10 protein-coding genes and 1 rRNA gene are annotated in these 13,580 nt (G+C 52.1%); 4 read left to right on the top strand and 7 right to left on the bottom strand.

Annotated elements, in window-relative coordinates; genetic code table 11:
- Window positions 1–66, bottom strand: a 16S ribosomal RNA gene (locus ACIGG6_RS14450); the annotation flags it as partial.
- A gap of 410 nt (window positions 67–476) precedes the next feature.
- Here ACIGG6_RS14450 and ACIGG6_RS14445 point away from each other — a divergent pair.
- On the top strand, window positions 477–1,463 hold the full coding sequence (locus ACIGG6_RS14445) for a cytochrome-c peroxidase (protein ID WP_399845301.1): 987 nt from the start codon (window positions 477–479) through the stop codon (window positions 1,461–1,463).
- Window positions 1,464–1,499: 36 nt separating this feature from the next.
- Here the strand turns inward: ACIGG6_RS14445 and ACIGG6_RS14440 are convergent, their stop codons facing one another.
- The 6 genes from ACIGG6_RS14440 to ACIGG6_RS14415 form a co-directional block, all read right to left on the bottom strand.
- Window positions 1,500–2,492 (bottom strand): adenosine deaminase, encoded by a 993-nt coding sequence (locus ACIGG6_RS14440; RefSeq protein WP_399845299.1) that lies wholly within the window; start codon window positions 2,490–2,492, stop codon window positions 1,500–1,502.
- A 24-nt stretch (window positions 2,493–2,516) separates the two neighbouring features.
- A complete protein-coding gene (cydC, locus tag ACIGG6_RS14435; RefSeq protein WP_399845297.1) occupies window positions 2,517–4,229 on the bottom strand; it encodes a thiol reductant ABC exporter subunit CydC in 1,713 nt (570 codons plus the stop codon).
- On the bottom strand, window positions 4,226–5,911 hold the full coding sequence (cydD, locus tag ACIGG6_RS14430) for a thiol reductant ABC exporter subunit CydD (protein WP_399845295.1): 1,686 nt from the start codon (window positions 5,909–5,911) through the stop codon (window positions 4,226–4,228). Before cydD ends, cydC begins: the two co-directional genes overlap by 4 nt.
- 4 nt (window positions 5,912–5,915) lie before the next feature.
- On the bottom strand, window positions 5,916–6,917 hold the full coding sequence (gene cydB, locus ACIGG6_RS14425; RefSeq protein ID WP_253504801.1) for a cytochrome d ubiquinol oxidase subunit II: 1,002 nt from the start codon (window positions 6,915–6,917) through the stop codon (window positions 5,916–5,918).
- Window positions 6,918–6,919: 2 nt separating this feature from the next.
- Window positions 6,920–8,335, bottom strand: coding sequence for a cytochrome ubiquinol oxidase subunit I (locus tag ACIGG6_RS14420; RefSeq protein WP_253504799.1), 1,416 nt, complete (start codon window positions 8,333–8,335; stop codon window positions 6,920–6,922).
- A gap of 220 nt (window positions 8,336–8,555) precedes the next feature.
- Complete coding sequence (locus tag ACIGG6_RS14415) at window positions 8,556–9,530, bottom strand: calcium/sodium antiporter (RefSeq protein WP_399845293.1); 975 nt, start codon at window positions 9,528–9,530, stop codon at window positions 8,556–8,558.
- A 185-nt stretch (window positions 9,531–9,715) separates the two neighbouring features.
- On the opposite strand from ACIGG6_RS14415, the gene ACIGG6_RS14410 reads away from it, so the two are divergent.
- From ACIGG6_RS14410 to ACIGG6_RS14400, 3 genes are read left to right on the top strand one after another with little or no spacing between them, the layout of a single operon-like run.
- Window positions 9,716–11,059, top strand: a complete 1,344-nt coding sequence (locus tag ACIGG6_RS14410; protein ID WP_399845302.1) for a PqiA/YebS family transporter subunit — start codon at window positions 9,716–9,718, stop codon at window positions 11,057–11,059.
- Window positions 11,052–12,734, top strand: a complete 1,683-nt coding sequence (gene pqiB, locus ACIGG6_RS14405; RefSeq protein ID WP_399845292.1) for an intermembrane transport protein PqiB — start codon at window positions 11,052–11,054, stop codon at window positions 12,732–12,734. The genes ACIGG6_RS14410 and pqiB overlap by 8 nt, the downstream gene beginning before the upstream one ends.
- A gap of 15 nt (window positions 12,735–12,749) precedes the next feature.
- Complete coding sequence (locus ACIGG6_RS14400) at window positions 12,750–13,337, top strand: membrane integrity-associated transporter subunit PqiC (protein ID WP_399845291.1); 588 nt, start codon at window positions 12,750–12,752, stop codon at window positions 13,335–13,337.
- The last annotated feature ends 243 nt before the right edge of the window (window positions 13,338–13,580 follow it).

The raw sequence follows: 13,580 nt of genomic DNA, 5'->3' as shown, positions 1-13,580 counted from the left end.
CTCGACTTGCATGTGTTAGGCCTGCCGCCAGCGTTCAATCTGAGCCATGATCAAACTCTTCAGTTTAAAATCATTGTGATCCTTACGTGTCACTCAAAAGTAACAAAAGCGGATCAAACTTGGCTCAAGGTTCAAACGAATTCGAAAGATGTGAACATCTTTCTTGTGCGCTTGCCTTGATAATTGGTGATTTATCACCCTCATCGGCAAGCGCCCACATGAATTACCTGATCAAATTGTTAAAGAGCTTTTCGAAGGGCGTTGCCGTTCGATGTGGGGCGTATTTTACGCATTTAAATCAGCGCGTCAACACCTTTTTCGCATTAGTTCTCTGACCGAGAAAGCCTCACATAAAGACTTAACATTTGACCCAGCGCAACCTTCCAGAATCGGCCCTTTTTTAAGCTAATACTCACGTCACACCACCGCTAATTGTCGGCGTGTCGTTAAAAAAGAGCCATATGAGAGAGGGAACTATGCGTAACAAACATGAAGTGATTTCAGCGCTCGGCGCCACTTTATTGCTTTCTGCTAGCGCAGCGCAGGCAAGCGATGGCCTAGATGAGTATCGCCAGAGGTTTGAGCCTTTGCCACACCTACCACCATTACCTGCCACTAACTCCCAGACAGAGGAAAAAGTTGAGCTGGGTAATATGCTGTTCTTTGAACCGCGCATTTCCTCTAGCGGGGTTATTAGCTGTGCCACCTGTCATAACCCAGCGTTGGGATGGTCAGACCGCATACCTCGCGCCGTTGGCCATAACGGCCAAGTTGGCGAGCGCAATACGCCCACTGTACTCAACAGTGGATTTTTAGATGCACAGTTTTGGGACGGCAGAGAACCCGACCTTGAAGCACAAGCGTTAGGCCCCATCCAGGCAGACGTTGAGATGGCGATGCAGCTAGAGCATGCTTTGGAGCGCCTAGCTGAATTTGAACGGTACCAAGATAAATTTTCAGCCGCATACCCTGATCAAGAAGACCCGATCAACGCTGATAATTTAGGACAGGCATTAGCCGCTTTCCAGCGAACGCTCAATACCCCGGATGCGCCCTTTGATCGCTATTTAAGAGGGGACATGGACGCGATTAGCGAACAAGCGAAAAACGGCATGGTAGCTTTTGTTGATAATGGCTGCATTGCCTGTCACCGCGGACCAAACTTTACCGACAGTCAGTTTCATGCCATTCAGGTACCAGGCTCGAAAGATTTAGGGCGCTATGTAGTAACGGGCGAAGAGAGTGACCAGTATCGCTTCCGGACGCCGACACTACGTAATGTGGCAGTCACTTACCCTTATATGAACAATGGCGCGACGCCTACGCTTGAGGAAGCCATCTCGGTTATGGGCAAAGAGATGCTAGGCCGTGAATTTGATGAAAGCACGGTCAACGAAATTGCAGCATTTCTCAACACCCTAACGGGAGAAATGCCAGCATTCGAGGTACCTGCCCTGCCCTAAGACAAACACCGCCGACATGTCATCGGCGGTGTTTGATCAAAAATCCGTCAGGCGTTTAAATAACTCCTGGCGTCGACCTTCACTGACAAAAGCCTCTTCAATAGCATGCTGGTTCAGTAAACGAAAGGTATCAGCCTCCCAACCAAATGCCTGGGCACAGGCAATATGATTCTCTAACAGCCCACCTCCAAAGTAGGCAGGATCATCAGAGCTAATTGTCACCTTTAACCCCTCTGACAAGAGCTGCGGCAAAGGATGATCACTCAATTGGTCAACTACTTTTAAACTGACATTTGATAGCGGGCACACGGTTAACACGGTTTGATGGTCACGAAGACGTTTAACAACTTCATCACTTTCCAGGCAACGCACACCATGATCAATACGCTGTACATCAAGGAGATCTAAGGCTTCAGTAATGTACTCTGCTGGGCCTTCTTCTCCGGCATGAGCGACACGTACTAAGCCAAGCTTTTTAGCACGCACAAAGAGCTTCTGGAACTTAGCAGGTGGATTATCTCGTTCCGCACTATCCAGCCCAATGGCATCTAGGAACTTCCAATAGGGAGCTGCTTGTTCGAGCACATGAAGCGCTTCTTCAGCGGGGCGGTCCCGCAGAAACGCCATGATCATGCCAACTGTTAAATCAATCGACGCTTCAGCTTCGTCTTTGGCACGCAACAGGCCTGCCATCACTACTTCCAAAGGAACGCCACGCTGAAGGTGCGCTTGAGGGTCAAAGTGCATATCAATATGCAAAACCCCTTCACTCCTTGCGCGCTTGAAGTAATCCATCGCAAGGTCATAGAAGTCCTGCTCCGTGCGCAGCACATTCATGCCTTGATAATAAAGATTTAGAAAGCCTTGAAGGTCTTCAAAATCATAAGCTGCCTTGGCTTCCTCAACAGATGCGTAAGGAAGGTCAATGCCATTACGGGCAGCAAGAGCAAACATAAGCTCTGGCTCTAACGAGCCTTCAATATGCAAGTGGAGCTCGACTTTGGGAAGTTGGCGTAAAAATTCATTCATACTGCACTCCTGCTTGCCGTTGAGTTAGCTTTCCACAGTAGTATCTGTAAATAACCGCCCCCCATCAAGACGCCATCTATATTCAACGCCGGGCAAAAGAGTCACGTCATCTACTTGATGAAGAAGGAAAATGGCCGTCCGGCAGCCTAACCATCGATCAAGAGCGCCAGCCAAATGCCTAGCTGTATCAGCGTCGACGCCTGCAAAAGGCTCATCTAGCAATACAACAGTAGGATTACGAAGCATCAGCCTTGCCAAGGCTACCCTTCTGGCTTGCCCACCCGAAAGTTGCTGACCTTTCTCACCCACATGGGTCAGCAACTGCTTAGGCTGCTGCTTGACCCAGCTCTCTAACGCAACCATGGATAGCACTTGCCACAACTCCTCCTCTGCTGCATCGGGCTTAGCAATACGCAGATTCGCTTCCAGCGTTCCATCAAACAGATCCGTTTGCTGAGTGAGTAGCGCAAAGTGCTCCGCACGGCTTTCTGGTGAAATATGCAAAGGTGATACCTCTGCAACACTGATAGCTCCTTGCGTCGGCGCCACTCTACCCATAATCAAACTAGCTAGTGTCGACTTACCTGCGCCAGAGACGCCGGAAATCACTGCCCGCTTTTGGGCAGGCAACATCACCTGAAGATTAACCAGCGCAGGATGGATGGCCCCTGGGTAACAATAATCAACATTATCCAGTTGAATCGCATGCCCCCCTGCCCCACCGGGAAGCTCTGCAATATCCCATGCAGAATCATTTACTTTAAGCGCATTTAAGCGTTGCGCAGCTGCATAGCTCGACCCAAGCTTCAAAAAAGCAGCGGGGAGTAACCCCAGCACTTCGTTAATTCCCAGCACCGCAATGACGGCCATGACTAAAATTGGCCCAGAGACTTGTCCAGAGGAGAGGGCAAAACTGCCGATCCATAAGGTAGCTAGCAACAAAAGACCAGTAACCGCAGAGACGAATGCATTCCCCACGGCGGACTTCATTGCTAAACGACGCTGATTGCCAAGAGCTTTCGCCTCATGCTGTTGAACTTTTTGACGATGCCAAATGCTAGTTTGATAGCTCAACAACTCAGCAGACGCTTGAACCTGATCAAGCACCAGCCGACGCAGCTCCTCTTGATCACTTACTTGCTGATAGCTATTAGCAAAACCCAGCCAGCCATAGCCTAGCGTAACTACTGCCCAGAGAAGCGTCAGCACTACAGCAACAACAGCCCCAACCACAGGTAACCAAATGGCAATGAAAGCAGACACCATAAGGATCGTTAACAGCGCAGCAACAGGGGGAATAAGTAACCGTAAATAAAGATTATCCAGATTATCAATATCGGCGGTGAGGCGACTTAGCCATTCGCTTGCGCGCCGCTGCTTGAGAGAAGCATCGTCTAAGCGGGTCAAATCACCAAACACGCGGTAGCGCAAATCCGCTAAGAGCGTCAGTACGGTATTATGGTTATACAAACGCTCCACATAACGCGCAATGGTTCTTAGCAGCGCAAAAAACCGGATGCCGCCGCCAGGCACATACACATCTAGCGAAGAAGGCAGCCCTGCGGTCAACGCAATACCTGCAAGAGCGCACGACACAATGAACCAGCCTGACAGGCCTAACAGAGAGAGCCCCGCCAGTAACGTTACCCAAGCAAGCAATGCACCTACCAAAAAACGCTGGCGCCGGCGGAGCAACAGTTTGAGCCAGGGAAACAGATCACGATAGAGCCTCTTCATGCCGTCACCTCAATCAGGTGGCCTGAACGGCACTCAAAATGGCGATAGGCCACCGCCATAACCGCAGGATGATGCGTCGCCATGACCAGCGTGCGCCCCTCTTGTGCCCATTCAAGTAATGATTGAATGACCACACTCTCCGTTGCAGCATCCAAGCTCGCCGTGGGTTCATCTAGCAAAACAAGCCGTGCTTGGCTTAAATAGACGCGCGCTAGCGCTAACCGCTGAGCCTGACCACCTGAAAGGCCAACACCACGCTCGCCAATGGTTGTTTCAAGCCCCTGGGGCAGACTGGCCAACAGCTCGCCTAGCCCTGCCTGCTTCAGCGCTGATGTCAGCGCCGTATCGTCAGCATTGGGAGCCGCTATGCGCAGGTTATCCGCCAAAGAACCTTGGAGAATGCAAGGGGCTTGGTCCAACCAAGCAACAGGAGCTTCAGCGTCAAAACGGCACTCGCCACGGCTAGGCGCCATGAAACCTGCCATTAGCGCCAGTAGCGATGACTTACCGCTTCCGGACTCGCCGGTAATCACCACCACATCGCCAGCCAACACGGTCACATTAACGTCGCTCAGCACAGCGGCGCGCTCGGCATAGCGAATAGCTACGCCCTCTAATTCGATGAGCGCCTCTGACGACAGCGGGAAAACGGGCGATGATGGTACCCTACTGGGTTCGTTAAGAATCGTGACCACACTCTCGGCCGCGCCCAGCGCAGCGGCGCGATCGTGGTAGTGCTGAGACAGAGTTCTTAACGGTTGAAAGAATTCAGGTGCCAGCAGCAATACCGCCAGCCCGCTAAACAGTGTTAACGCTGGCGAGGGACCGTAGTCGATATAGCCCAGCAAGCCAAACCCAACATACATAGCAACCACGGCTATCGCCACGGATGCAAAAAACTCTAACACCGCCGATGATAAAAACGCTAAGCGCAGTGTCCGCATGCTGAGCCTGCGGTAGTGGTCTGTGGCATACCACACATCCTGCTGGGCAGCTCTGGTATGCCCAAACAGTTGCAGTGTCGTCATTCCGCGGACGCGATCAATAAAATGAGCAGATAGGCGAGATACCGCCATAAACTGATCTCGATTAAGGCGCTCCGCGCCCATTCCTACCAACGCCATAAACAAGGGGATCAGCGGCGCTGAGAGCAGCAGGAAGATCGCCACGAAATAATCTAGCCAACCAACAACGCAGAGAATTAGCAGCGGCAATGCCACCACGATTCTTAATTGGGGATGAAAGCGCGCAAAGTAGCCATCCAAGACCTCAATGTGCTCCACCGACTGAGTGGCCAACGCACCACTCTGCTGACGTGTTAGCCATACAGGACCCAGTGCCGCGATTTTATCGAGTAACGCTTGCCTGGCATATTGCCGAATACGCAGACTTGCTTGAGCGCTACAAGACTCTTGCAGCGCTTGGAAAAGTGAACGCAGAAGAACAACGGCCGCTAGGCCAATAAATACTGGGACAAGTGACGAGGGGGAGCGACCTGTAATCACTAATTGATCAATTAACCAGGCTAGGCCCACCACTAAAATAACGGTTTGCCCGCCTGATAACACTCCCCAAACTGCCGCCCACATAAGCTTACGCTGCTCGCGTTTTGCGAGCTGAGCAAGCCAGTGGCGCGGCGTTATGGCCACCATCGTCTCAGTCTCTGGAGGATGGTTAGCCATATCGTTAGTGGTATCCCTCTCCTACACGCACCTTGCCGCGGAATACCCAGTAGGTCCAAGCGGTGTAGGCTAGGATGATCGGGATAACAAACAGCATACCAATCAGTAGGAATAGCTGTGATTCTGGTGCTGATGCGGCGTCCCATAACGTATAGTCAGGCGGCACGATCACTGGCCACTTACTTACAATCAACCCCAGGTAAGTAAATACATAGATACCAATGGTTGCGACAAAGGGAATCCCTTCATCGCGACGCTTGACCGAGCGGTACACCATAAAGGCAGACAACAGGGCCAGCGCAGGAAAAATCCAGATCAGTTGAAGATGGCCGAACCAGCGCTCCCATACTAGCGGGTTCACGAAGGGGGTCCAGATGCTGATAATCGCAAACACACCCAGCACCAGCGCCAGCAACATCGGCGTAATTTTATAGGCCCAGTCTTGGATATGCCCTTCTGATTTGAGAATTAGCCAAGTGGCACCCAGTAATGCATAGCCCGCCATTAAACCGAGTCCAGTTAGTACAGAGAAAGGTGTTAGCCAATCAAAAGCGCCACCTACAAAGGCAAAGTTTTCTACTCGAAAGCCTTGGATATAAGCCCCCACCACAGCGCCCTGGGCAAAAGCAGCCACGCCAGACCCCCAGCTAAACGCACGGTTCCACCAGCGACGGTTGCGACGGGATTTAAATCGGAACTCAAATGCAACGCCCCGGAAAATCAATCCCGCCAGCATCAGAAAGACGCCAATATAGAGTGCTGGTAAGAAAACGGAGTAAACCAGCGGGAAAGCGCCAAGCAAGCCAGCGCCACCCAATACCAGCCAAGTTTCATTACCATCCCAAACGGGCGCCACCGAGTTCATCATCACATCGCGAGCATCTTCATCCGGGGCAAAGGGGAACAGGATCCCTAAGCCCAGATCAAAACCATCCATCAAGACATACATCATGATGCCGAAGCCAATGATACCCGCCCAAATTAGCGTTAAATCAAACATTTCCATGTTTAGTTCCTCACCGGGTCAACATCATCATCAAAAGGCGTGTGTGCAGCTGAGAATGGGCGCATCGGGCGCTTAAAGTTCTCGCTAGTGGTTTCTTTCTCCTCTTCAGGCAGCATACCGTTGCGCACAACCCGAGTGAGGTAATAAATACCGGCATAAAACACGACGGCGTATACCACTACATAACCGATAAGCGTAAATAGCGCCATGCCACCCGTCAGTGAGGGAGTGAGCCCTTCTGCATGGGTCATCATGCCGTATACCAACCAAGGTGCGCGGCCTGATTCGGTGACAATCCATCCGGCCAATACCGCTGCAAACGGCATCGGAATCATGCACACCAGCGCTTTCAGATAACCGCTATGCTCATACACCTTTCCTTTACGGCGCATCAATAGACCAATAAACGCGGTCGCAATCATTAACAGACCGATACCCACCATCACGCGGAAAGCCCAGAAAACAATAATGACTGGCGGTTGCTCTTCAGGAGCAGCTTCGCTAATACCAGGAATTTCACCATCAGGTGAGTGCGTCAGAATAATACTGGCTAGATTAGGAATCCCAATATCAAAATGGTTGGTTTGTGCTTCCTGGTCAGGAATGGCAAACAATAACAGCGGCACATTAGTAGACGTTTCCCAGTGGCCTTCCATTGCCGCCACCTTTGTAGGCTGATGCTCCAGAGTATTCAGGCCGTGGAAGTCACCCACTACCGCCTGTGCAGGTGCTAAGAATAGCAGCAGCCATAAACACATGGAGAGTGCGCGACGGTTCGCTTCTGGATCACGACCACGTAGCAGGAACCACGCGCTCACGCCTGCCACCACGAAGCCACCGGTTAGGAACGATGCCATGGCCATATGCGCAAAGCGATACGGGAAAGAAGGATTAAAAATAGCCTCGGACCAAGAAATCACATGGAAGCGATTGTCGATTAATTCGACACCAGCGGGGGTATGCATCCAGCTATTGGCAGAAAGGATCCAGAAGGAAGAAATAAACGTCCCAACAGCCACCATAATTGCCGCGAATAAATGCACCCCTTCCGGGACTTTACCGCGACCAAACAGCAGCACCCCAAGGAAAGCAGCCTCCAGGAAGAACGCGGTGACTACCTCATAGCTCAACACTGGTCCGAGGAAGTTTGAGGCCGCCTGAGAGAAGTTGCTCCAGTTCGTACCAAACTGAAAAGACATCACGATACCGGAGACCACCCCCATACCAAAGACAACGGCAAACACCTTTGTCCAGAATAGGGAGAGCCGGTCCCATGCGGGATTGTTGGTCTTAAAGAATAAGCCATGAAGCAGCGCTATGTAGGACGCGAGCCCGATGGTAAAGACAGGGAAGATCGCATGAAACGATACAACGAAGGCGAATTGCATTCGCGATAGCACTAGGGGGTCGAGTTCCATCACACTCTCCTAAGACCTGGATTAAAATCCCATCAATGGGTGTCACAAGCTTAGTTGAGCCTTAAAGGCGCTGCATTTTAGTTATAAGCACTAAGCTTATTCTTTACATGTGTTGTAGTTTAACGCTTCGACCACCGTTATACAGCGATAGTTTGCCTGAAAAGCTGTGTCGCATTGACGCATACTCCTCAGACAAACCACCATTTTTCGGTGCAATCGTTTAAGACATCACCACAATGCTGACCATATAGCCTGTGTAGGCGATAAACATGGCGAAGAGAACACCGCCTTCAACGCGGTTGATACGCCGCGGGCGACCACGCCAAGAAAATGCGAAGAGCACCATCATAAGCGTCATAAAGGTCATGACACTCCAATCACGCACCAAGACTTCACGCCCTGCTTCGATAGGTGCAATCACTCCCGCCAGCCCAACAACGGCCATACTATTAAACAGGTTAGAGCCTACAACGTTACCCAGCACCATATCGTGCTCATTGCGCCGCAGTGCGCTGATTGAAGAAGCCAGCTCCGGCAAAGAAGTACCCACGGCGACTACGGTTAGACCGATAATTAAATCACTGACTCCGAAAGCTACCGCGATCTCGACAGCTCCCCATACCAGCAGCCGCGAACTGGCAATCAACAGCACCAAGCCAATCAGCGTCCACATGATGGCCTTACCGCGCGACATCGGGTTGCTATCAAGACTTTCGGTCACTTCACCCGACAGCGGATCATCTTCCTGACCTCGAGAACGAATAATGCTGATCGCAATAAATATGCCAAGCGCCACTAGCAGTACAATAGCTTCAACACGGGAAATCCAACCGTCGAAAAGCATATAGCCGGTAAGCAGCATCACCGCTACCAACAGGGGCATTTCTTTACGGATAACACCTGAATGAACTGCTAACGGAGAGATAAGTGCGATAAAGCCCAAAACCAAACCAATATTGGCAATGTTGGAACCGTACGCATTCCCCACCGCCAAGCCAGGGTTGCCTTGCATCGCTGCCAGCACCGACACCATCATTTCCGGTGCAGAGGTACCAAAACCGATTACCAACATACCAATCAGCAACGGCGACAGCCCCAGCCACCGCGAAGTTGCCGCAGCGCCATCAATAAATTTTTCTGCGCTCCAGATGAGCAGGACCAAGCCTACTACCACAGCAATAAAGGCAAGTAACATTTCAGTTCCTTAATGTCATAATGTTAGGCACTATCGCGGCTGCATCCTTGTCTAACTCTGGTATTTGGTCAAGTGCTGTTTGCAAGTAGTTATCAGGTTACCTAGGTTGACACACACGATGTCCCATCGTATTGGTTCTAACCGTATTATGCACAGAGAGTTTGCTGTTGCCCCATTACCCCTTTATGAAACGGCCTTCGCTGCCGGTTAACACACCCCAGGTTGATTGCTTCCCCCCTGAAACTCGCACCCAGCGAAGGCGTTTGCGTGCGTGCCATGAATGTGACTGGGTATCTGCGCTCCCCCCCCTGAACTCTGGTGAAAAAGCCACCTGCCCTCGCTGCTCGCATGTGTTAGTGAAGCGCCACCGCTATCCTGCTCAGCGCAGCATGGCGCTAGCGTTAGCCTCATTGGTCGCATTAATAGTCGCGGTATCTTTTCCTTTTGTCAGTTTCAGCGTTAGCGGTGTTGGCAACCGCATTGATCTATCGCAGACCGCTACCACGCTGATTGCTTTCCACCAGCCGGTAGTAGCTATTGCGGTCATGATGACTATTATCGTGCTGCCCGCCGTATATCTTGTAAGCGTCGTCTGGCTTCAGTTTGGCTTACTGCAGTCTCGCCCTATGCCTTTTAGCCGTGACATTGCCCGCTCCCTGGCACATCTAAACCCATGGATGATGGCCGATGTATTCATCATCGGCGCACTGGTAAGCTTAATTAAAGTTGCTGGCATGGCGCAGATTGAACTTGGCATCTCCTTCTGGGCATTCTGCTTGTTCGCCATACTGTTATTAATGACGGTGCAGTCCATTGACGCTGACTGGATGTGGTTCTCATTGGAAGGCGAACCCCTTGCTCCTGAAGGCACGCTCACTGGCACCACCGCTGCTAGCCAACATGTCACTGGCTGCCCCACCTGCGGATTGATTAATCGCATTCAGAATGGAAAAGAACGCTGTGTTCGCTGCCATGAAAAACTGCATAAGCGCCTACCACATAGCTTACAGCGCACCTGGGCGCTTCTCTTTGCAGCCAGCATCATGTATATACCTGCCAACCTTTACCCCATCATGACCACTACCAGTTTAGGCAGCTCAACACCCTCCACTATCGTTGGCGGCGTTGTTCAGCTCATTCAAATGGGGTCCTGGCCGGTGGCTGCGGTGATTTTTATCGCCAGTGTGATTGTGCCTGTTGGCAAACTGGTGGCACTCGCATGGCTATGCTTGATGATTAAGCGCAGCAACGAGCTCAACGCACAGAGCCGTACCCGCCTCTATCGATTAACTGAATTTATTGGACGCTGGTCAATGGTTGACGTATTTGTCGTGGCCATTTTGGTCGCCCTCATCCGCGCTGGGTCATTAATGTCGATTACACCAGGTCCTGCCGCGCTAGCTTTTGGTGCCGTCGTAGTGCTCACCATGCTGGCTGCCATGACATTTGACCCTCGCTTAATCTGGGATACCCACACTCCACGCCCTCTTCGCCGTAAAGCGGCCACCAAGGAACCTGTTGATGGCTAATGATTCAACGCCTCAGAATACCTCAAACGCTGAAAACAATGAGTTACATAAAGCCAAATCGTCGCCACAAACTCGGCTATCGCCTATTTGGATAGTTCCTTTGGTGGCCGTCATTATTGGGCTGTGGCTGGTTTATGATAACTACTCAAGCCGGGGCACCATGGTGACGCTGACCATGGACAGCGCAGAAGGTATTGAGGCGGGCAGTACGCTGATCCGCAGCCGCAATGTTGAGATTGGCCGCGTACAGAGCGTTCGTTTGTCTGATGACCTGTCTCACGCGGTGATGATGGCTCAAATTCAACCCGAAGCCGAAGCCATGCTCCGCGAAGACAGTCGCTTTTGGGTCGTTAAGCCACGCATAGGCCGCGAGGGGATCAGCGGCCTGGGCACTGTACTCTCGGGGGCTTATATACAGCTTGAGCCTGGGCAATCAGAGGAGCCTAAGCGGGAGTTTGAGGTAAGCGATATCCCACCGGTCGCGCCTGCTGGGCAAGCAGGGTTACAAATTAGCCTTGTCAGCCAATTGGGCAATTCGCTGCGTGTTGGGGATCCCGTCTCTTATCAAGGTTACACGGTAGGGCGCGTAGAAGACGCTCGCTTCGATGCAGGCACACGTACCATGCACCACCAAGTATTTATCGAAGAGCCCTACGCACAGCTGGTGACCGATAGCACCCGCTTCTGGACCGCTAGCGGAGTGGATTTCCGCCTGGATGCTGACGGCGTGCGGGTCAACGTAGAATCGCTGGAAGCTCTGCTGGGTGGCGGTGTCACCTTTGGTGTGCCTGAAGATCTTCCCATGGGTAAGCCGGTAGAAGCCAATACAAGTTTTAATCTCTATGCTGATGAAGATACTGCCCGGGAAGGCACATTTAACCGCTATCTAGAGTATGTATTGCTTGTTGATGACACGGTTCGCGGGCTATCACGAGGCGCACCGGTCGAGTTTCGTGGCGTCCGAATTGGTACCGTGGCAGCAGTACCCTGGAATTTTACGGCGCCACAGCCCGATTCGCGGGCTCGTTTCGCTATCCCAGTGCTCATCCGCATCGAACCACAACGCTTAGGGATCGAAAACACCGATATTGACCTGGAGGAGTGGGATAACCGCTTTAAGCGCATGTTCGGCTTAGGCCTTCGGGCATCACTCAAGAATGGCAGCCTGTTAACGGGTGCGCTGTTTGTGGACCTTAACTTCCGGCGCGACCTTGCCGACGAATACGTCGCGGAAGTTTTCTCCGAGCGGACCGTATTCCCGACGGTAGCGGGCGGTTTTGCACAGATTCAGGCTCAGGTGACTAGCCTGCTTGAAAAACTAAACGCCTTGGAAGTAGAACCTTTGATAGCCGGGCTGGACCGCAACCTGCAAGCTTCTGAAAGTGTACTGAACGAAGTGCGTGAAGTCAGCGCGTCTATCAATCAGTTGCTCAATGATCCAGAAACACAAGCCATCGGGAGCAACCTCAACGGCACGCTGGAAGAGCTGCGCAGCACCCTTCAAGGGGTCTCGCCTTCATCGCCCGCCTATCAAGAGCTTACCGGCGCCATTGAGCGTTTGGATCGGCTGATGCGTGACCTACAACCGCTCACTCGGACGCTGAACGAGAACCCACGCGCACTGCTGTTCGACAATTTAGAAACGCAGGACCCGATTCCTCGTGCTCCCCGTTAAGAAGGATTGAACGTCATGTTACGTCGATTACCGCTACTACAGCTGATCATCAGTTTGAGCTTGCTGCTTTCCGCCTGCGCTAGCAGTGTCTCTCCCCCTGCACGCTATATGCTTCCTGCCAGCCCAGCAGTGAACGCACCGGCTAACGCCCAGGCCACGCTGCAAGTGCGCACACCTCGACTAGCCCACTATTTAGACGTGGACGGGATTGTGATGCAGTTAGACGACATCACGTTAAACGAAGCGCGGGAGCACCAGTGGGCGGAGGGTATTGGGCGCCAGCTTGAACGCGCCTTACGGGCCGAATTGGCAGATCAGTTACCCAGCGTGCAAGTGGTACGAGCAGAAGGTAGCAGCCCTGGGGCGCTCACCCTGTCCATGGAAGTGGATCAATTCCAAGGCCGCTTTGACGGTGTCGCGGTAGCCAGCGGCCAGTGGCAGCTTCGAGATACCGATGGCGAGTTGCTCGCACTCAAAAGCTTCACTGCAGAAACCACTCTTGAACAGGATGGCTACCCTGCCCTGGTCCGTTCGTTGGGCGAAAGCTGGGAGAGTGTTGCTGCACAAATTGCTCAGCAGGTTCGACAAGGCGGCTACTTCTAAACCTTTATTGCAATCGCTAGGGGAGCAGCATTGGTGTGAGACTTTCGTGTTACACTCTTTGCCAATAAATGACATCACTGTCAGCGCTACCCTGTCACCCCCTTGTTATGCCTGGTATGGCGTAACAAGACGTATAAATGCCCGTCGCGGCACAGCGTATTATCTGGCAAACTTCGCTGCCGCGACGGTGTACCATCCTCGCTTTTTGAACATTACGCCTAGCAACGCCGCCGAGCTAGTGGC

The sequence above is a fragment of the Vreelandella lionensis genome (genome assembly GCF_044543515.1).
Classification (GTDB): Bacteria; Pseudomonadota; Gammaproteobacteria; order Pseudomonadales; family Halomonadaceae; genus Vreelandella; species Vreelandella lionensis.
This window is presented reverse-complemented; position numbering and strand designations above follow the sequence as displayed.